Below are 19,167 nucleotides of genomic sequence, written 5' to 3'. Positions count from 1 at the left end.
TGTCGACAACGGCCTCACCCGGACCCGGATCGGGTATGACGATGTTCTCAACGGTGACGGGTGCCCCTTTCGTGCGGGCAACGACTCCTCGGACGGTCTGCGGCATGGTGCTCCCTCTCTGTGACAACGGTCACTGAGACGTTATCGCCCACCCCCACATGCGGCCACCCACGGACACTGTCAGCGTTGGACCAGGGCGAAGCCGAGCACTGCAATTGCTCCGACAAGCAACCCGATCATGGGCATTATCCACGGGTGCCGCGGTGATTCCTGCACCACAGCAGCACGCATCCGTCGGGCTATCTCTGCAGCGTCGATGGGGTCCACTCCTCCAGCCTACGGAGCGTGCACCCACCTTGACCCACCCAACCCGGGGCGGTGCCTCGGCGTCCAAGAAGCGCCGGGCGTGGACGCTCACCCACCGCCACGGGTCGCGGGAAATCGCGGCGCGAGGGCCTGAGCCCAACCGTGTCCGGAGGACGGACGCGAGCCGTGACATGGTGTCGCAGAGGCTCGAGGCGCCGACCAACGACATGAAGGGCGTCACGTCGCAGTCGCATCCCGTCATGTACAACGTCGACACGAAGGACTTCACCATTCTCGACGACTGGGGCCGACCCGAGCGGACACAGATCGAGCGGGTCGTCGGCACCAAGGACACCGTGGTCTGGGATGAGACCGCAGACGCCACGATCGCCTCCAGCACCGTCGTGATCTATGCGTACGACCGCCGGAGCAAGGTGGTCACACAGCTCGCGAAGATTTCCGAACCGGACGGCCTGTGGCGCGTCTGTGGCGCCGAGCTCACCGACACGTTCGAGACCTGTGCCTGGGTCATCAGGCCGACGACGAGCAGATCAAGGACGCCGTGCTCACGATCAAGGAGAAGTCGGGACGGACGACGGTCTTCACACCGTTCCCGACCAGCTCACACAACAACCCGGTGCCGCACGACGTGGTGACTCTCGGCGGGTGGACCGGAGTCACGATGACAACGGCACCGATCGGAAGTTCCTCATCGACCTTGCCGGGGGCTCCGTCAAAATGTTCCCCAAGGGTTCGTCGTTCAGTGCAGTGAGCCCCGACAGCACGCAGGTGCTGCTCTCCACCTTGGGCACAGCGAGCCGCCCCGGGTCGCAGGCCGTCGTACAGATGCCTACGGCCTGACGGAGCCACGTCCGGGTGCTCGCCTGGCTCCACAGCAGGAATGGACCCCCACCCGAGTTTCGGGTGGGGGTCCATTCCTGTGGTGGAGCCACGGGGACTCGAACCCCGAACCCCCTGCTTGCAAAGCAGGTGCGCTACCAATTGCGCCATGGCCCCTCGTGGTGAAGGTCTGTGTCAGACCTTGTCGCTGGCGGCCGCCCAGGTGTCAGCGGGCTTGTCATTCCTGGACTTTTCGAAGGCCCAGAAGGCGCCTGCGGCAGCGAGCCCGAGGGCGATGATCTTCTTCATGGAACCTCCTCGTCGAGTGGGCGTACGAGGACTTGAACCTCGGACCTCTTCCTTATCAGGGAAGCGCTCTAACCAAGCTGAGCTATACGCCCGCAACAGCGCTGAACGTTACCGCACCGTCGGGTGATCTCCCAAAGCGGGTGACCGTGAGTCGGCCTACTTCTCTTCGGAAAAGGTGACCTCGATGCCGCCGAGAAGCTGGGATGCCCGGTTGTAGAGGTGCGCAGCGATCGTGGCGAGGACCGTGGACAGCAGCACATTGATGGCCGACAGCACGAGGGTCAAGCCCACCATGCGACCGAACCCCAGGTAGTCGGTGATGTTGAATCCGGACGAGTCGCTGAGCACCGAGGTAACGCTGGCGTTGATCTGGTCCCAGACGCCGGTGATGTCGAGAACCACCCAGAAGAAGGTCACCGCCACGACCCCGACGATCATCATCGCGACCGAGATCGCGAACGCCAGCCTGGTGACCGACCACGGCTCGATGCGGGTGAGTCGCAGGCTGGCCCGCCGACCCGACCCGCCATCGCCTGACGGCACGAAGGTCACCTTCGGCTTCGCTGCCGACCCCGACTTGTCCCTGCCGCCGAGCATGTTGCGAAGCGACTCCTTCACCACCGGGATGACGGCGGTCGTGGACGGTGAAGAGTTGGTCGTCGTGGCATAGTCGCCCGCTGTCAACGGATGGCCGTTGGGTCCGCCATTCTGACGGATGGACCGCGACGCACCGGCCTCGGTCGAGGTGGAACCCGCAGTGACGCTTGCGGTGTTGCGCTTCGGCGAGGGTGGGTTCACGCGCGTCCTTCCCTTGTCTGTCTGGGTCTTGTCAGCTGGGATCGTGTCGGTCGGCGGCACTTCGGTCGGGGACGTTCCCCCGTGGGGCCTCTCGGCGCCGCTGGCCACCGGCTTCTTCGCCGGGGCGTTCTTCACTGATGAATGCGTAGCGGGCTTGGGGATGCGAGGGATCTCCTGGGTGGGCGCAGCGTCACCCGCAGCAGATCCTGGTACAGAGCTCCCGTCCTGCGTCTCGTCGCTCACTGCTCGCCCTGCCCCTCGTCGGTGGGAGCCTCGCCCGTCGGAGTCTCCTCGTTCACAGCCTCGTCCTGGGGCAGCTCGGTGTTGCGCGCGATGGTCACGACCCGGTCAGCCCCCTTGAACTTCACGAAGCTCACACCCATCGTGCCACGGCCTGTCGGATTGACCCCAGATACCAGACTACGAGTGACCTGGCCCCCGGCCGTGACGGAGATGACGTCATCGGTATCGACCAGCACGAGCCCGCCGACCAGCTCGCCGCGGTTCTCGGTGATCTGCATGGCCTTGATGCCCAAGCCACCTCTGCCCTGCAGTCGGTACTGCTCGACCGGAGTCTTCTTGGCGAATCCGCCATCCGTGACGGTGAAGACGAACAACTGGTGCTCCTCGGGCACCTCGGTGGCCTCGAGCGCGGCGGCCGAGCGTCGGATGACCGACATCGAGAGCATCGAGTCTGCACCCCGGAACTTCATGCCGGTGACGCCGGACGTGGCGCGACCCATGGGTCGCAGCTGCTCATCGTTGGCCTGGAAGCGGATGGCCTGGGCCTTGCGCGAGATGAGGATCAGGTCGTCGCCGGGGGTCACGAGCTCGGCGCCGATCAGCTCGTCGTCGTCGTCGCGGAAGTTGATGGCGATGACTCCGGCCTGCCGAGGGCTGTTGTAGTCGGCGAGGCGGGTCTTCTTGACCAGACCCTTCTTGGTCGCGAGCACGAGGTAGGGAGCCTGCTCGTAGTCGCGGATCGCCAACACCTGGGCGATCTCCTCGTCGGGCTGGAACGACAGAAGGCCGGCCACGTGGCCACCCTTGGCGTCACGTCCGGCCTCCGGCAGCTGGTAGGCCTTGGCCCGGTAGACCCGTCCGGCCGTGGTGAAGAACAGGATCCAGTGGTGGCTCGTGGTGGGGAACATGTGCTCGACGAGGTCGTCGCCGCGCAAGGCGGCGCCGCGCACTCCCTTGCCGCCGCGGTTCTGCACCCGGTAGAGCTCGGTCTTGGTGCGCTTGGCGTAGCCACCCTTGGTGATCGTGACCACGACCTCCTCATCGGGGATGAGGTCTTCCATCGACAGGTCGCCATCGGCCGGGACGATGATCGACCGGCGGTCGTCACCGAACTTGTCGACGATCGCCGCGAGCTCTTCGGAGACGATGGTGCGCTGACGTTCGGGGCTCGCCAGAATGTCCTTGTAGTCGGCGATCTCGATCTCAAGCTCGGCCAGGTCGTCGATGATCTTCTGACGCTCGAGTGCAGCCAGCTTGCGCAGCTGCATGTCGAGGATCGCGCGCGCCTGGTCGTCGTCGATGTCGAGCAGTGTCTTGAGCCCCTCGCGGGCATCCTCGGCCGTGGGGCTGCGCCGGATGAGGGCGATGACCTCGTCGAGCGCGTCGAGCGCCTTGACCAGTCCGCGGAAGATGTGCGCCTTGGCCTCGGCCTCATCGAGCAGGTACTGCGTACGGCGCTGGATGACTTCGATCTGGTGGGTGAGCCAGTTGCTGATGAACCCGTCGAGCGTCAGCGTCCGCGGGACGTCATCGACGATGGCCAGCATGTTGGCGCTGAAGTTGGATTGCAGCTCTGTGTGCTTGTAGAGGTTGTTGAGCACGACCCGCGCCACGGCATCGCGCTTGAGCTTGACCACGAGGCGGCGACCGACCCGCGACGACGACTCGTCGTTGACGTCAGCGATGCCCTGCACACGGCCGGAGATGGCGAGGTCGGCGATCTTCTCGGCGAGGTTGTCGGGATTGACCTGGTACGGCAGCTCCTTGACGACAAGGCTGAGCGTGCCCTTTCCGTCTTCCTCGATATCGACGATGCCGCGCATCGTGACCGAGCCGCGGCCGGTGCGGTACATGCTGTCGATGCCAGCGGTGCCGACGATGAGCCCCTTGGTGGGGAAGTCCGGGCCCTTCACCCGTTCGAGCAGAGCTTCGAGCAGCTCTTCCTGACTCGCCTCCGGATGGGCCAGTGCCCACTGTGCGCCCTCGGCCACCTCACGGAGGTTGTGCGGCGGGATGTTGGTGGCCATGCCGACCGCGATACCCGCCGAACCGTTGACCAGGAGGTTGGGAAAGCGGGCCGGCAGGACCGTGGGCTCCTGCGAGCGACCGTCGTAGTTGGGCCGGAAGTCGACGGTGTTCTTCTCGATGTCGCGCAGGAGCTCCATCGCGATGGGAGCAAGCTTGCACTCGGTGTAGCGCATCGCCGCTGCACCGTCGTTGCCCGGCGAGCCGAAGTTGCCCTGCCCGGCGATCATCGGCGCACGCATGACCCACGGCTGTGCCAGCCGGACCAAGGTGTCGTAGATCGCCGTGTCGCCGTGCGGGTGGTACTGACCCATGACGTCACCGACGATGCGGCTGCACTTGGAGAAGCCGCGGTCGGGCCGATATCCGCCGTCGTACATCGCGTAGAGCACCCGCCGGTGCACGGGCTTGAGGCCGTCGCGGACGTCGGGCAGCGCGCGCGACACGATGACGCTCATGGCGTAGTCGATGTAGGAGCGCTGCATCTCGACCTGCAGCTCGACGTGCTCGATGCGGTCGTACTCGGGAGGCGTTGTCTCAGTCACGGGTGTGTCCTGTCAGGTCAGATGTCGAGGAAGCGGACGTCTTTGGCGTTTCGCTGGATGAACGACCGTCGCTGCTCGACGTCCTCGCCCATCAGGATCGTGAACATCTCGTCGGCCACCGCGCCGTCCTCGAGGGTCACCTGTCGCAGGACTCGCTGAGCTGGGTCCATCGTGGTGTCCCACAGCTCGTTGTCGTTCATCTCACCGAGGCCCTTGTAGCGCTGGACTGCCGCCTCCTTGGGAAGGCGACGACCAGCCTCTGCCCCTGCCGCGAGCAGTCCGTCCCGCTCGCTGTGGGTGTAGGCGAGCTCGGCTGCGGCGTTGCTCCACTTGATCTTGTAGAGCGGAGGCTGAGCGAGGTAGACGTGACCGGCGTCGATCAGTGGCTTCATGAATCGGAACAACAGGGTGAGGAGCAATGTCGAGATGTGCTGGCCATCGACGTCGGCATCGGCCATCAGGACGATCTTGTGATACCGCAGCTTGGCCATGTCGAAGTCCTCGTGGACTCCAGTACCGAGGGCCGAGATGATCGCCTGCACCTCGGTGTTCTGCAGGATCTTGTCGATGCGCGCCTTCTCGACGTTGAGGATCTTGCCCCGCAGCGGCAGGATCGCCTGCGCGTAGGGGTCGCGGCCACCCTTGGCGGAGCCGCCGGCGGAGTTGCCCTCGACGATGAAGATCTCGCACTCCTCGGGGTTGCGCGACTGGCAGTCGGCGAGCTTGCCGGGCAGGCCACCGCCACCCATGAGGCCCTTGCGGTTGCGGGCAAGGTCACGCGCCTTGCGCGCCGCCATGCGGGCCGTCGCGGCATCGATCGACTTGCGGACGATGGTCTTGCCCTCGCCGGGGTTCTGCTCGAACCACGCGCCGAGCTCGTCATTGAGGACCTGCTGGACGTAGGTGCGGGCCACCGCGTTGCCGAGCTTGGTCTTGGTCTGCCCCTCGAACTGCGGCTCTTCGAGCTTGATCGAGACGATCGCGGTGAGACCCTCGCGAATGTCCTCACCCGAGAGGTTGTCACTCGACTTCTTGATGAGCCCCTGGACCGTGGCGAACTTGTTGACCGTGGCCGTCAGCGCAGATCGGAACCCTTCTTCGTGGGTGCCGCCCTCGTGGGTGTTGATCGTGTTGGCGAAGGTGTGGACCGATTCCACGAAGCTGTCGTTCCACTGCATCGCGACCTCGAGCGACAGACCCTTGGACTCGTCCTGGGACTCGAACGCGATGACGTCGCGGTGGATGGGCGACTTGCTTCCGACGTTGATGTGCTCGACGTAGTCGATGAGGCCGTTGTCGTAGCGGAAGCGCGCATCGCGCTCGACCGTGTCGATCGCGGTGTCACCCTCGGCCGCCTCGAGCGCCCCGTCGCGGTCGTCGCGCAGGACCAGCTCGAGCCCCTTGTTCAGGAACGCCATCTCGCGGAAACGTGTCTTGAGGGTGTCGTAGTCGTACTCGACAGTGTCGAAGATGTCGGCGCTGGCATAGAAAGTGGTGGTGGTGCCGGTCTCGTCAGTCTCCTCGTGACGCTCGAGCGGCGCATCGGGATCACCGTAGGTGAACGACTGCGTCCAGCGGTAGCCGTCGCGCTTGATCTCGACGATGAGCTTGGTCGACAAGGCGTTGACGACGGAGACACCCACACCATGGAGTCCGCCGGAGACCTTGTAGCCGCCGCCACCGAACTTGCCGCCGGCGTGCAGTGACGTGAGCACGAGCGTGACAGCCGGGATCTTCTCGATGGGGTGCTCATCGACGGGGATACCACGCCCGTCGTCCTCGACGCGCACGCCGCCATCGGCCTGCATGATGACCTTGATGTGGGTGGCGTAACCGGCCAGCGCCTCATCGACGGAGTTGTCGACGACCTCGTAGACGAGGTGGTGCAGACCACGCGCTCCGGTGGACCCGATATACATGCCTGGACGCTTGCGAACTGCCTCCAGCCCTTCGAGGAGCTGGATGTTGCTGGCGTCGTACGTCGCTGCCGGATCTGGAGTTTGGCTCACCGATCCAGTATACGGGGCGTTATGTGCGTCTCAGCGGTTACCCACACGTCTGAACCGGCGAGTCGCGCGGCGCAGGTGGCCTTGAGAGCCACAGAACGGCCGCTGTGACGAGGGCAAAGACCCGGTATCTACACCCAGTAAGGCTCCTGCTCCCCGATTCACTCCACTCGCCGATTCAGGGCGTGGGTCATTCGTGTGCTTGGGCGCCATCAGGCATCGTAGAGGGATGAGCCTCACCGAGTCGAGACAAGACCAGCGCTGGACGGCCGCGCTCGCAGTCGTCGTGGCGCTCGGTCTGCTGCTCGCCGTCGTGCGCGTGGCACTTCAGCTGGCGACCGGCCAGCGGTGGGACGATTGGGCCCTGTCGACTGTGTTCGCGGGCAACGAGACCCGGGTGACCCTTCTCAGCGCACTCGGCTATGTCTCGATCGGCAGCGTCATCGCCGTGGCCGGCGCGAGCGTCGCGCTGGCACTCGTGCAGGGACGGCTCCGATTGGCCATCGCGGCCCTGAGCATCATCGTCGGCGCCAACATCACCACGCAGCTGCTCAAGCACTCCGTCCTGTCACGACCCGACTTCGGGTTCTCCACCCTCAACAGCCTGCCGAGTGGTCACACGACGGTCGTGGCGAGCGGCGCCGCTGCGCTGATCATGGTCGCACCGCGGACGATGCGGGTCGTCCTCATAGCCCTGGGCGGCTTCGCCGTGACCCTCACCGGTGCATCGACGGTCGTCGCCGGTTGGCATCGTCCGTCCCACGTCATCGCCGCACTGGCGGTGTGTCTCCTGTGGACCGGCATAGCCGCGTTCATCCTCGACGGTGACCGGCGCGCCGATCGCGGTTCGGCGGTGACCTCCATCGTCGCTGCCGGCGCGGCGATCGCGTTCCTGGTGGCGTTGGGCGTACGGCCGATGTTCGGCTGGGCCGGCTCCTTGCAGGGCGGTCTCGTCCTCGGGGTCGTGGCCGCCGCCACGGCGGCGTTTGTCTGGACGGTCTCCGTCATCTCCCCGACGGAGTAGCCGCACCGACGGCTCGGAAGCTACCCGTAGGTGTCGCGTGGTCCCCTGGCCCCGCGGATCGTGCGCGGGCCCTTCTTCCACGACGGAGCCTGCGGGCCACGAACCAGGATCCGCAACACCGATCCGTCGCCCAGCTCGGCGTTGAGCTTCGCCACGATGCGTGGTGCGAGAAGCCGTAACTGTGTCGCCCAGGCCGTGGAGTCGGTGCGCACCTCGACCTCGCCGTCGTCGAAGGAGATGACCTCCGAGTGCTGTGCGACCTCGGGTCCGACGATCGCGGCCCAGTCCGTGAACACCCGTTGTGCCGCCAGCTGGTCGTCCCAGCCCTGGTCACGCACGACCTGACCGAGAAGGTCTGCCAGCGAGCTCGGGTCGTCGCGTTTGGCCCGGTTGGGCTTGGCCGGCTTGACCCGCCGCTTGACGCCCGGCGTCACCGGCGCAGTCGTGCCGCGGTAGGCGCTGGCAATCTCGCGGGCCAGGCCCAGACCGTCCGTCGTGGGGGTCGGGGGCCGGGTTTCGTCCGGCCCGACGTCGTCCTTCGGTTCAGTCACGAACGACCTTCCCATCGGCAACCACGAAGCGGTGACCCTTCAGGGCCTCGGGGACATCGTCTGCGACGGCTGCCGTCACGAGCACCTGCTCGGCGTCGCCGACCAGCTCAGCGAGCTGCTGTCGTCTGCCGAGATCAAGCTCGGCGAAGACGTCGTCGAGGATCAGGACGGGGTCGTCGCCATCGTCGCGAAGCAGCTCGAAGGAAGCAAGCTTGAGGGCGAGGGCGAGCGACCACGACTCACCGTGACTGGCGTAGCCCTTCGCCGGTAAGTCACCGATGACCAGGGTCACATCGTCGCGGTGCGGGCCGACGAGGCTGATGCCTCGATCGATCTCGTCACCACGGCGTCGCGCAATCTCGGCGATCAGTGCCTCGTGGATACCCGCCTGGTCACGCAGGTCGGGAAGCAGGTCGAGCGACGGCTTGTAGGTCGCGGACACGGTGCGCCTGTCGGTCGCGGCCTCAGCGGCAACTCGGACGTAAGCCTCTGCGAGGTGTGGCGCGAGGCTGTCGAGCAACGCGAGACGAGCTGCGACGAGCTCAGATCCTGTGCGGGCGAGGTTGTCGTCCCAGATGTCGAGGGTCGAGAGAGTGGCGTCGCGCCGCCGCCCGGCCGACTTGAGCAAGGTGTTGCGCTGCTTCAGCACTCGTTCGTAGTCGGCGCGCACCCCCGCGAGTCGAGGCGTGCGCAGGACGAGCAGCGAGTCGATGAACCGGCGTCGGTCCGCAGGGTCGCCCTTGACCAGCGTCAGGTCCTCGGGCGAGAACATCACGGTGCGCAGGATGCCGATGATGTCGCGGGTCCGTGGGAGTGCGCCCCGGTTGACCCGAGCCCGGTTGGCCCTGCCGGGAGTGATCTCCAGCTCCAGCAGTGCGGTGCGATCGCCCTTGACGACGTCGGCGCGCACGACTGCCTGACCGGCGCCGGCCCTGACCAGCGGGATGTCTCCTGAGACCCGGTGCGAGTCGAGCCGGGAGAGGTAGTCGATCGCCTCCACAAGGTTGGTCTTGCCCTGCCCGTTGGCGCCGATGAATGCCGTCGCGCCCGGCTCGAGGTCGATCTCGATCGAGGAGTACGACCTGAAGTCATGCAATATCAGGCGGCTGACGTGCACAACGCTATGCGTCCTTGGGGTCGTGCCCGGCCTCGGCGGCAGCCTTCACCGCGTGTCCGCCGAACTGGTTGCGCATCGCCGCGACGGCCTGCATTGCTGGCGACTCGTCCTGCCGCGAGGTGAAGCGGGCGAAGAGCGATGCGGCGATGGTGTGCATCGGCACTGCGTTGTCGATCGCCGCCTCGACCGTCCAGCGGCCCTCGCCCGAATCCTCGGCGTAGCCACGGATCTGGGTGAGACCCGGGTCTTCCTCGAGCGCCTTGACGAGCAGGTCCAGGAGCCACGACCGCACCACGGTGCCCTGGCGCCACGAGTCGAAGACCTCGGTGACGTTCTCGACCATGTCGACCTTCTCGAGCAGCTCGTAGCCCTCGGCGTAGGCCTGCATCATGGCGTACTCGATGCCGTTGTGGACCATCTTGGAGAAGTGCCCGGCTCCGACGCGACCCGCGTGCACGAACCCCGCGTTGCCCTCTGGTCGCAGAGCGTCGAACGCGGGCTGCACCTTGGCGATGTCCTCAGCCGATCCGCCGGCCATTAGCGCGTAACCGTTCTCGAGACCCCACACGCCGCCGCTGACGCCACAATCGATGTAGCCGATGCCCTTGGGCTCCATCATCGCCGCGTGCTTCTCATCGTCGGTCCAGCGTGAGTTGCCGCCGTCGACGATGACATCACCCTCGCCAAGGAGCTCGCCGAGCTCCTCGACCGTGGAGCGGGTGATCTCCCCCGCTGGCACCATGACCCACACAACCTTGGGCGACGGGAGCTTGTCGACGAGCTCGGCCAGCGAGGCCACGTCAGAGACCTCGGGATTGCGGTCGTAACCCACCACGGTGACGCCACCGTTGCGCAGGCGGGTGCGCATGTTGCCGCCCATCTTGCCGAGTCCGACGAGTCCGATGTCCATGCTGGCTGCCTTCCGGGCGAAATGGTCTGGGATTGTTCAGTTCTGCAGACGGACGGGCATGATCAGATAGCGGAAGGTGACGTCAGGATCGGCGCCGATCTCCGGGACGCCCGAGATGGCCGCGGGTTTGGTGTGCTGCGTGAAGGACAGGTGCACGACCGGATCGGACATGACGGCGAGCCCTTCGAGCAGGTACGTGGGGTTGAAGCCGATCGAGATGTCGGGGCCGTTGAGCGTCGCCTCGATCGACTCGGATGCCTGTGCCTCGTCGCCGCTGCCCGCCTCGAGCAGGAGCTGACCCTCGGAGAAGCTGAGCCGGACCGGGGTGTTGCGCTCCGCGACGAGCGCGACACGCTTGACGGAGTCGACGAAGGCGTGGGTCTCGACGTAGGCGACAGTCTCGGGCTGCGCCTGGAACAGCTGGCGCACGCGCGGGAAATCTCCTTCGAGCAGCCGGGTCGTGGTGCGGCGTGTGCCGTTGCCGACCACACCCTCGAAACCGATGAGTCCGTCTCCGGCGACGCCCGAGGACACCGCGATCGTGATGTCACCGCCGGCGGTCAGCGCACGCGCCGTCTCGTTGAGGACCCGGGCCGGCACGAGTGCCTGCGCTGAGAGGTCGCTGGCCTCGGGGTACCACTGCAGGTCACGGAGGCTGGCCCTGAAACGGTCGGTCGCCATGAGCGAGATGGTCGAGCCCTCGAGCTCGAGCCGCACCCCGGTGAGAAGCGGCAGCATCTCGTCGCGGCCGGCGGCGGCACTGGCCTGGGCCACCGCAGTGGCGAAATCGTCGGCTTTGATGGTGCCGGTCGCGGTCGGCATGTCGGGGAGCTGTGGGTACTCCTCGACGGGCATGGTCTGCAGGCTGAACCTCGCGTTGCCGCAGACGACCTGCACCTTCGTGCCCTCGAGCGAGACGTCGACCGGCTTTGCTGGCAGCGACTTGACGATCTCGGCGAGCAACCGTCCCGAGACGAGTGCGCGGCCGTCGGCGCTGACCTCCGCGGGGAGGGTGGCGCGGGTCGAGGTCTCGTAGTCGAATCCCGAGAGCGTGAGTCCGTCGGCGGCCGTCTCGATGAGGAGCCCCGCGAGCACCGGGACGCTGGGACGGTTGGGCAGGCTTCGCGCTGTCCAGGCGACTGCGTCGGCGAGTGTGTCGCGATCGATGCGGAACTTCACGTGGTGGGGCCTTTCCGGGGACGGGATCCGTCGGGATGAATCCTGCCACGTCTGAGGTGGTGGGCGGTACCCAGGGGAAACTCTGAATCGGTCGTCCACACACAGGTCGTGCAGTTACTTCTGCGGGGGCTGTCGAGGTATAGAGGAGTAGTAGTCGTAGTAGCGTCTGTGGACTCGGTGGATATCTGTTGTTTGCGCAGGTGGGACGGCAACTCCACCGGTGGACAACCTGTGCATGGCGGATTGATGAGACTACGCGTGCCTGTGCACATCATTGCGGTATTCACATGCCGTTCACATCTGGAGGCATGATGTCCACGAGACGGGTGGGGTTTCCCACAACGTCTTCCCCAGGTGTGAATGAGCTGGAATCAGTGTTGCTGGGCCGGATGAGGCGATGAGTCATGAGTTGTCACATGTCATGACTGGCGTGCCTGCTGCTTGATGCGGGCCGTGAGCTCGGTGACCTGGTTGTAGACAGCGTGCTTCTCGGCCATGAGCTTGCGGATCTTGCGGTCTGCGTGCATCACGGTGGTGTGGTCACGATTGCCGAACTCCTGCCCGATCTTCGGGAGCGACATCTCGGTGAGCTCACGGCACAGGTACATCGCGATCTGTCGTGCCAGGACCAGGTTGCGGCTGCGGTTGGTGCTGCAGAGTTCGTCGATCGAGAATTCTGAGTAGGCAGAGGTCTGGGCCATGATCATGCCTACGGTGATGTCGGGCTCCTCGCCCTCGGCGATCAGGTCCTTGAGGACGATCTGAGCGAGCTGCAGGTCAACTGTCGTGCCGTTGAGGTTGGCGAACGCAGTCGCGCGAATCAGCGCTCCCTCGAGCTCGCGAATGTTGGTCTGGACCTTGCTTGCGATGAACTCGAGGACGTCGGCCGGCGCGGTGAGCTTCTCGTTGGCCGCCTTCTTGCGAAGGATCGCGATGCGGGTCTCGAGGTCAGGGGGCTGCACGTCGGTCGTGAGTCCCCACTCGAACCTGTTGCGCAGCCTGTCCTCGAGGGTGGTGAGATTCTTCGGCGGTCGGTCGGACGTCATGACGATCTGCTTGTTCTCGTTGTGCAGCGCGTTGAACGTGTGGAAGAACTCGGTCTGCGTCGACTCCTTGCCCTCAAGGAACTGGATGTCGTCGACGAGCAGGACGTCGATCTCGCGATATTTGCGCTTGAGGGCTGCGGTGCGGTTCTCGCGAATCGCGTTGATGACGTCGTTGGTGAACTCCTCGCTGTTGACGTAGCGCACCCTCGACGACGGATACAGGTTGAGGACGTAGTGACCGATGGCGTGCAGAAGGTGGGTCTTGCCCAGACCGGACTCTCCGTGGATGACGAGTGGGTTGTACGCCTTGCCGGGTGCCTCCGCCACGGCGACGGCCGCGGCGTGCGCGAAGCGGTTGGACGAGCCGATGACGAAGTTCTCGAACAGGTAGCGCGGGTTGAGCCTGGCCTCGGCCACGCTCCCGATACGGGGTGGGTTGGTGTTGCGTACGGCCCAGCTGGGGACGAACTCGTCCTTCTCGTCCTCTTCTTCCTCATCGAAGTCGAGATCCTGACCGTAGTCATTTTGTCGATTTATTGATAAGTCGTCTTGTGGACTATGCCGAATCTCCAGCAGCGACGGCTCGATCGTCACGACCAGTCGGGTCTCGTGCCCGAGTGTCGTGCTGATGGCGTGCTCGAGCGCTGGCCTCACCCGCGACTCCAACTGTGCCCGGGTGAGGTCGTCCTGGACGGCGACGATCAAGATGTTGTTGTGCAACGTCAGCGGCTTGGCGGAGTAGACCCACACCTTGGCGCCGGGTGAGAGCGTGTCGACGGCTCGTTCCCAGACTGTGTTGAGGTGCTCCTCGGGGCTGGGCTCCACGCCGTCGTTCATCCAATGCCTCCCGACACGTCCACATGTTTGTCCACAATGTGTGAATGCGAACCCGTGGAAGGGAAGGCCTTGTGGACAAAGTCAATACGGCGGTGACGCTAGCAGCCTTGCTAAACGCATACAAGCGGATTTCCCCAGCTTGTCCGGGCTCGACGGCGTGTCGTGTGGACCTTGTGCTGAGTGGGGGGTAAGGGGTCGGTTTGACCGCCGTCTGGGACGCCCGTATCGTGGACTGGTCGTCCAATTCGCGACACCCGCCGCGCGCTCATGACCCCACGACGATCGTCGTGGGCGAGCGGTGGCCGTCGACCGGCCCAGCCGAATCCGTAAGGAACTACCGTGAGCAAACGTACCTTCCAGCCGAACACCCGCCGTCGCTCCAAGAAGCACGGCTTTCGTCTTCGCATGCGCACCCGCGCCGGCCGCGCGATCCTCGGGGATCGTCGCCGCAAGGGCCGCGCCAAGCTGTCTGCCTGAGTCGTTGCTCTCGCGCGCGCAACGCATGCGTAGCGGGGATGACTTCCGGCACACGATTCGTCGTGGTGCCAAAGGCGCACAACCCACCCTCGTCACTCATGTCGTTCCGGGAACCGGCGGACCCACGTCCGTCGGTTTCGTCGTGAGCAAGGCCGTGGGCTCAGCAGTTGACCGCAACCGGGTCAAACGTCGACTGAGACACCTCATGCGCGATCGGCTCGAGACACTTCCGCCAGGCTCACATGTTGTCGTCCGAGCTCTGGCACCCGCGTCTGACGTGGCGTCGTCGACGTTGGCTGTGCATCTGGACAAGGCCCTGGCACGGGCGGGTGTGCGATGAGGTTCGTGCTCATCAGGTTGCTCAGGGCCTATCGCTTCGCGATCAGTCCCCTGTACGGCCAGGTCTGTCGGTATCACCCCACGTGCTCGGCCTACGCTTTGCAGGCCGTGGAGAATCACGGTGCGATGCGTGGGTCTTGGCTGGCCGCTCGTCGGGTCGTGCGTTGCCACCCCTGGAGCGCCGGTGGTTACGACCCGGTGCCGCCGGCAAAAGGTGTACAGCTGGCACACAGTCCTGAAATGGCACAGAGTCTTGAAAAAGACAGAGGAGAACAATGTTCGGCTTCCTAGGCGACATCGGATCGGCGATCATGACGCCGCTCTACTACGCGGTGTCCGCGGTGCTGCTGGCTTGGCACAAGATCCTGTCGACGGTCCTGCCGGAGGGCTCGGGCTGGACTTGGGCACTGGCGATCGTCGGTCTGACGGTCACGATTCGCGCTCTCCTGATCCCGTTGTTCGTCAAGCAGATCAAGTCGAGCCGCAACATGCAGCTGCTGCAGCCGCAGATCAAGGAGCTGCAGAAGAAGTACGGGCACGACCGTGAGCGGCTCACTCAGGAGCAGATGAAGCTCTGGAAGGACACCGGCACCAACCCGTTCGCGTCCTGCCTTCCGCTGATCCTGCAGATGCCGATCTTCTTCGCCTTGTTCCGAGTCATCGATCACGCGGCGAAGTACGACCCGATCAAGGATGGCGAGTTCCACAAGGGATTCATGACCTCGGCCGACGCCACGTCGCTGTCGAGCGCGAAGATGTTGGGCGCGCAAATCGCCGACACGTTCGTTAACAGCACCGCGACCGAGACCAAGATTCTGACGATGAGTCTTGTGATCATCATGTGCATCACACAGTTCACGACACAGCGACAGCTGATGTCCAAGAACATGCCGGCCGATGCCATGACTGGCCAGTACGCCCAGCAGCAGAAGCTCCTGCTCTACATCCTCCCCGTCGTGTTCGCCGTGGGCGGCGTGGCTTTCCCGCTCGGCGTGCTGTTCTACTGGACGACGTCGAACCTGTGGACGATGGGCCAGCAGCTGTTCGTGATCAGGAACAACCCGGTGCCTGGAACTCCGGCCTTCAAGGCGAAGCAGGAGCGCGACCAGAAGCACGGCAAGACGGTGGCACCCGATCCTTCGAAGGCAGCCGTGGTCGAGGCCCCCAAGCCCCCCGTTCGTCAGCAACCCAAGAACCAGGCGCGTAGTCAGCGCAAGAAGGGTGGAAAGAAATGAGCTCGGACGCTTCCAAGCTGGAGAATGAGGGCGACATCGCCGCAGACTTCCTCGAGGGCCTGCTCGACATCGCCGATCTCGACGGCGACATCGATATGGATGTCGATGGTGATCGTGCTGCGGTGGAGGTGGTGGGCGGCAATCTAGACCACCTCGTCGGTCGTGGTGGCGAGGTGCTCGAGGCTCTTCAGGAGCTGACAAGGCTTGCGGTGTACCGCGAGACGGGCGAGCGCAGCCGGTTGATGCTTGATGTGGCGGGGTTCCGCGCAGCTCGCAGGACTGAGCTGGTGGCGGTCGCCGGTGTGGCGATCGAGAAGGTGAAGGCCGGTGAGGCTTCGGTCGCTCTCGATGCGATGACCCCCTTCGAGCGCAAGGTTGTTCACGATGCTGTGGCTGAGGCTGGGTTGAGCAGCTCGTCCGATGGTGTCGAGCCACAACGACACGTGGTCGTCCACCCTGCGTCAGCATGAGCGGCCTCCCGTGACGGACGCAGGCGGCGCCGATGCCGACTCGGTCGATGTTTCACGTGAAACACCCCCGCCGCATGCGGCGGGGGTGTTTTCAACCCGCCTGTCGGTGGTGGAGCAGTTCGCCTCCATCTTGGCCAGCGATGGTGTCACTCGGGGATTGATCGGCCCGCGAGAGGTGCCCCGCCTGTGGGACAGGCACATCCTCAATTCCGCGGTGGTCGAGCCTCGCGTGCCACAGGGCTCCACCGTGGCGGACGTCGGTTCGGGGGCTGGTCTTCCCGGTCTGGTCTGGGCGATCGCCCGGCCAGATCTCGACGTCACCCTGATCGAGCCACTTCTGCGCCGAACGGTATTCCTCGACGAGGTGATCGAGACCCTGGGTCTCGACAACGTCACGGTGGTGCGGGCACGCGCCGAGGACGTGCATGATGTCTTCGACGTCGTGACTGCTCGGGCGGTCGCCCCCCTCGACAAGCTGGGACGCTGGTGCATGCCACTTGTCCGTCCCGGGGGTGTGTTGTTGGCACTCAAGGGACGCGCGGCACAGGATGAGCTGACGGCGTCGACCGCGACCCTCCACCGCCTCGGCGCGACGTCTATCGTGGTGGCGACGTACGAGAACGGCGATGTGCCCACGACTGTTGTGGAAGTGACGAAGTAGGCACCCGGCGAACCTGCGGGCGCGACAATCGCCAAGACGAACACTGGCCCATGTAGCCGGTGCACAGATGTTTCACGTGAAACCAGGAGGGCACACGGATGACCAGCACTCCAGCAACACCATCGCCCCGCCATATGCCATCGGCCGCGTCGTCGTACAGCGTGCCGGTGCCGTCACACGATGACTCGACGCCACTCGGCGCTGAGGCGGAGCAGCACGTCGCCCTGGCGCACCGGGTGTCGTCGACCACCCGGTTCGAGCAGCCGGATCACACTCGCGTGTTTGTGGTCGCCAACCAGAAGGGTGGGGTCGGAAAGACGACGACCACCGTCAACATCGCGGCGGCGCTGGCGCTCAAGGGACTGCGGGTCCTGGTGATCGACCTCGATCCACAGGGCAACACGTCGACGGCCCTGAACATCCCCCACGCTGAGGGCACCCCCGGTGTCTACGAGGCGATCGTCGACGGCACCGACCTCGACGAGCTGGTGAAACCGTGCCCCGACATCGACGGGCTCACGGTGCTGCCCGCGTCCATCGACCTGGCTGGTGCGGAGATCGAGCTGGTGTCGCTGGTCGCCCGGGAATCGCGACTCGATCGTGCACTGCAGGTCTACCTGTCCGACTGTGCCGAGGCCGGTGACCGGATCGACTACGTGCTCATCGATTGCCCGCCGTCGCTGGGATTGCTGACCGTCAACGCCATGGTGGCGGGTCGCGAAGTGCTCATCCCCATCCAGTGCGAGTACTACGCACTGGAAGGTCTCGGGCAGCTCATCCGCAACATCGACATGATCAGGGCACACCTGAACCCCAAGCTCGATATCACTACGATCCTGCTCACGATGTTCGATGCCAGGACCCGGCTTTCGGCCGGTGTGGCCCACGAGGTTCGTACCCACTTTCCCGACAAGGTGCTCGCCACGGCCATACCGCGTTCGGTGCGCACCTCGGAGGCGCCGAGCTACCAGCAGTCGGTGCTGACTTACGACGGGACGTCGTCCGGCGCACTGTCCTATCTTGAGGCCGCCCGTGAGATCACGATGGCCGGACGGCAGGAGGTAGGCCGATGAGTACACGACGAGGGTTGGGACGAGGGCTTGAGTCGCTCATTCCGTCGAGCCCCGCTGAGGCCGAAGCCTCCGGCCTCGCTGAAGTTGCCGGCGCGCGATTCGCAGAGATTCCGCTTGAGCAGGTCGTGGCCAACCCGCGACAGCCGCGGCAGGTCTTCGACGAAGATGACATGGCCGAGCTGGTCCACTCCATCAAGGAGGTTGGACTGCTGCAGCCAGTCGTGGTCCGCGAGGTGGGGAAGGATCGCTTCGAGCTCATCATGGGCGAGCGCCGCTGGCGCGCGAGCGGCAAGGCCGGGTTGCAGACCATCGGGGCGATCGTCCGCGACACCTCCGACGAGAACCTGCTTCGTGATGCGTTGCTGGAGAACCTGCACCGATCACAGCTCAACCCGCTGGAAGAGGCATCTGCCTATCAACAGCTGCTGGAAGACTTCGGCTGCACGCATGAAGAGCTCGCCGAGCGCATAGGTCGGTCGAGGCCACAGATCAGCAACACCATGCGGCTGCTGAAGCTGACGCCAGCGGTCCAGCGACGGGTTGCTGCGGGTGTGCTGTCGGCGGGGCATGCCCGGGCGCTGGTGAGCGTCGTCAACCCGGAGATCCAGGAGCGCCTGGCGACGCGTGTCGTGGCCGAGGGACTCTCGGTGAGAGCGCTGGAAGAGATCGTCACCGTGGGCCCGGAGGAGACCCGACGTCCGACCGCGAGACAGGCGCCCAAGATCTCGGCTCCTCGCCTCGCCGACCTCGCGGCCCGACTGTCCGAGCGATATGACACGAGAGTCAAGGTCGATCTGGGCCGAGCGAAGGGCAAGGTCACGGTGGAGTTCGCCACGATCGACGACCTCGAACGCATCGTGGAACTGATGGACCCCCGTAAAGATATCGACAAATAGACTTGGCGCTTTATTTGTTTAGCAACATGTAGCGTTGGCGATATGGGTGCCGACGTGACAAGACCCGGTGAGTGTTCTCACCGGGTCTTGTCATGTGATGCGTGCTGCTCAGGCAGTGTGCTCCGAGAGCTCAGTGAGGATGGCGCTCTTGGGCCGGACACCAACGATCGACCGGACGACCTCGCCCTTGTAGTAGAGGTTCATCGTCGGGAGGCCCGTGACTCGGTACTGGGCCGGGGTGACGGGGTTGGCGTCGGCGTCCATCTTGACGATCGTGAGC

21 protein-coding genes and 2 tRNA genes are annotated in these 19,167 nt (G+C 65.0%); 11 read left to right on the top strand and 12 right to left on the bottom strand.

Annotated elements, in window-relative coordinates; translation table 11 throughout:
* Nucleotides 1-180: 180 nt before the first annotated feature.
* Complete coding sequence (locus tag H7290_RS21115) at nt 181-327, bottom strand: hypothetical protein (protein WP_290515979.1); 147 nt, start codon at nt 325-327, stop codon at nt 181-183.
* A gap of 170 nt (nt 328-497) precedes the next feature.
* Here H7290_RS21115 and H7290_RS21110 point away from each other — a divergent pair, with 170 nt between their 5' ends.
* Nucleotides 498-962, top strand: a complete 465-nt coding sequence (locus H7290_RS21110; RefSeq protein WP_290515978.1) for a hypothetical protein — start codon at nt 498-500, stop codon at nt 960-962.
* A 10-nt stretch (nt 963-972) separates the two neighbouring features.
* Nucleotides 973-1,167, top strand: coding sequence for a hypothetical protein (locus H7290_RS21105; protein ID WP_290515977.1), 195 nt, complete (start codon nt 973-975; stop codon nt 1,165-1,167).
* 80 nt (nt 1,168-1,247) lie between these two features.
* Here H7290_RS21105 and H7290_RS21100 read toward each other — a convergent pair.
* From H7290_RS21100 to gyrB, 5 genes are all read right to left on the bottom strand, one after another.
* A tRNA-Ala gene (locus H7290_RS21100) sits at nt 1,248-1,323 on the bottom strand.
* Between the two features lie 149 nt (nt 1,324-1,472).
* Nucleotides 1,473-1,547 (bottom strand) — tRNA-Ile (locus H7290_RS21095).
* A 64-nt stretch (nt 1,548-1,611) separates the two neighbouring features.
* Complete coding sequence (locus H7290_RS21090) at nt 1,612-2,388, bottom strand: DUF3566 domain-containing protein (RefSeq protein WP_290515976.1); 777 nt, start codon at nt 2,386-2,388, stop codon at nt 1,612-1,614.
* Nucleotides 2,389-2,492: 104 nt separating this feature from the next.
* Nucleotides 2,493-5,006, bottom strand: a complete 2,514-nt coding sequence (gyrA, locus tag H7290_RS21085; protein WP_290515982.1) for a DNA gyrase subunit A — start codon at nt 5,004-5,006, stop codon at nt 2,493-2,495.
* Nucleotides 5,007-5,083: 77 nt separating this feature from the next.
* On the bottom strand, nt 5,084-7,075 hold the full coding sequence (gene gyrB / locus H7290_RS21080) for a DNA topoisomerase (ATP-hydrolyzing) subunit B (protein ID WP_290515975.1): 1,992 nt from the start codon (nt 7,073-7,075) through the stop codon (nt 5,084-5,086).
* A gap of 226 nt (nt 7,076-7,301) precedes the next feature.
* Here gyrB and H7290_RS21075 point away from each other — a divergent pair, with 226 nt between their 5' ends.
* Nucleotides 7,302-8,096 (top strand): phosphatase PAP2 family protein, encoded by a 795-nt coding sequence (locus H7290_RS21075; protein WP_290515974.1) that lies wholly within the window; start codon nt 7,302-7,304, stop codon nt 8,094-8,096.
* A 20-nt stretch (nt 8,097-8,116) separates the two neighbouring features.
* Here H7290_RS21075 and H7290_RS21070 read toward each other — a convergent pair whose 3' ends face one another.
* From H7290_RS21070 to dnaA, 5 genes are all read right to left on the bottom strand, one after another.
* Complete coding sequence (locus H7290_RS21070) at nt 8,117-8,647, bottom strand: DciA family protein (RefSeq protein WP_290515973.1); 531 nt, start codon at nt 8,645-8,647, stop codon at nt 8,117-8,119.
* Nucleotides 8,640-9,764, bottom strand: a complete 1,125-nt coding sequence (gene recF / locus H7290_RS21065) for a DNA replication/repair protein RecF (protein ID WP_290515972.1) — start codon at nt 9,762-9,764, stop codon at nt 8,640-8,642. The genes H7290_RS21070 and recF overlap by 8 nt, the downstream gene beginning before the upstream one ends.
* A gap of 4 nt (nt 9,765-9,768) precedes the next feature.
* A complete protein-coding gene (gene gnd, locus H7290_RS21060) occupies nt 9,769-10,674 on the bottom strand; it encodes a phosphogluconate dehydrogenase (NAD(+)-dependent, decarboxylating) (RefSeq protein WP_290515971.1) in 906 nt (301 codons plus the stop codon).
* A 36-nt stretch (nt 10,675-10,710) separates the two neighbouring features.
* Nucleotides 10,711-11,853 (bottom strand): DNA polymerase III subunit beta, encoded by a 1,143-nt coding sequence (gene dnaN / locus H7290_RS21055; protein ID WP_290515970.1) that lies wholly within the window; start codon nt 11,851-11,853, stop codon nt 10,711-10,713.
* 419 nt (nt 11,854-12,272) lie between these two features.
* Nucleotides 12,273-13,736 (bottom strand): chromosomal replication initiator protein DnaA, encoded by a 1,464-nt coding sequence (dnaA, locus tag H7290_RS21050; RefSeq protein ID WP_290515969.1) that lies wholly within the window; start codon nt 13,734-13,736, stop codon nt 12,273-12,275.
* A gap of 339 nt (nt 13,737-14,075) precedes the next feature.
* Here dnaA and rpmH point away from each other — a divergent pair, with 339 nt between their 5' ends.
* The 8 genes from rpmH (at nt 14,076) to H7290_RS21010 (ending at nt 18,887) form a co-directional block, all read left to right on the top strand.
* Nucleotides 14,076-14,213 carry a 50S ribosomal protein L34 gene (gene rpmH / locus H7290_RS21045; RefSeq protein WP_118399011.1) on the top strand — a complete coding sequence of 46 codons (138 nt, stop codon included), beginning with the start codon at nt 14,076-14,078 and terminating at the stop codon, nt 14,211-14,213.
* Between the two features lie 4 nt (nt 14,214-14,217).
* Nucleotides 14,218-14,553, top strand: coding sequence for a ribonuclease P protein component (gene rnpA, locus H7290_RS21040; protein WP_290515968.1), 336 nt, complete (start codon nt 14,218-14,220; stop codon nt 14,551-14,553).
* Nucleotides 14,550-14,843 carry a membrane protein insertion efficiency factor YidD gene (gene yidD, locus H7290_RS21035; RefSeq protein ID WP_290515967.1) on the top strand — a complete coding sequence of 98 codons (294 nt, stop codon included), beginning with the start codon at nt 14,550-14,552 and terminating at the stop codon, nt 14,841-14,843. The genes rnpA and yidD overlap by 4 nt, the downstream gene beginning before the upstream one ends.
* Nucleotides 14,828-15,787, top strand: a complete 960-nt coding sequence (gene yidC, locus H7290_RS21030; RefSeq protein WP_290515966.1) for a membrane protein insertase YidC — start codon at nt 14,828-14,830, stop codon at nt 15,785-15,787. Before yidD ends, yidC begins: the two co-directional genes overlap by 16 nt.
* Entirely contained in the window at nt 15,784-16,257 is a 474-nt protein-coding gene (locus tag H7290_RS21025; RefSeq protein ID WP_290515965.1) for a R3H domain-containing nucleic acid-binding protein, read from the top strand. Before yidC ends, H7290_RS21025 begins: the two co-directional genes overlap by 4 nt.
* Before the next feature lie 85 nt (nt 16,258-16,342).
* On the top strand, nt 16,343-16,918 hold the full coding sequence (gene rsmG, locus H7290_RS21020; RefSeq protein WP_290515964.1) for a 16S rRNA (guanine(527)-N(7))-methyltransferase RsmG: 576 nt from the start codon (nt 16,343-16,345) through the stop codon (nt 16,916-16,918).
* A 167-nt stretch (nt 16,919-17,085) separates the two neighbouring features.
* A complete protein-coding gene (locus H7290_RS21015) occupies nt 17,086-17,991 on the top strand; it encodes an AAA family ATPase (protein WP_366927666.1) in 906 nt (301 codons plus the stop codon).
* Nucleotides 17,988-18,887 carry a ParB/RepB/Spo0J family partition protein gene (locus H7290_RS21010; protein WP_290515963.1) on the top strand — a complete coding sequence of 300 codons (900 nt, stop codon included), beginning with the start codon at nt 17,988-17,990 and terminating at the stop codon, nt 18,885-18,887. The genes H7290_RS21015 and H7290_RS21010 overlap by 4 nt, the downstream gene beginning before the upstream one ends.
* Nucleotides 18,888-18,995: 108 nt before the next feature.
* Here H7290_RS21010 and H7290_RS21005 read toward each other — a convergent pair whose 3' ends face one another.
* Nucleotides 18,996-19,151, bottom strand: coding sequence for a thioredoxin domain-containing protein (locus H7290_RS21005; protein WP_290515980.1), 156 nt, complete (start codon nt 19,149-19,151; stop codon nt 18,996-18,998).
* Nucleotides 19,152-19,167: the final 16 nt, after the last annotated feature.

The organism is Aeromicrobium sp., from assembly GCF_014378035.1.
In the GTDB taxonomy this organism is placed as follows: Bacteria; Actinomycetota; Actinomycetes; order Propionibacteriales; family Nocardioidaceae; genus Aeromicrobium.
Note: the sequence above shows the minus strand (reverse complement) of the source record. Positions and strands in the feature narration are given on the sequence as shown.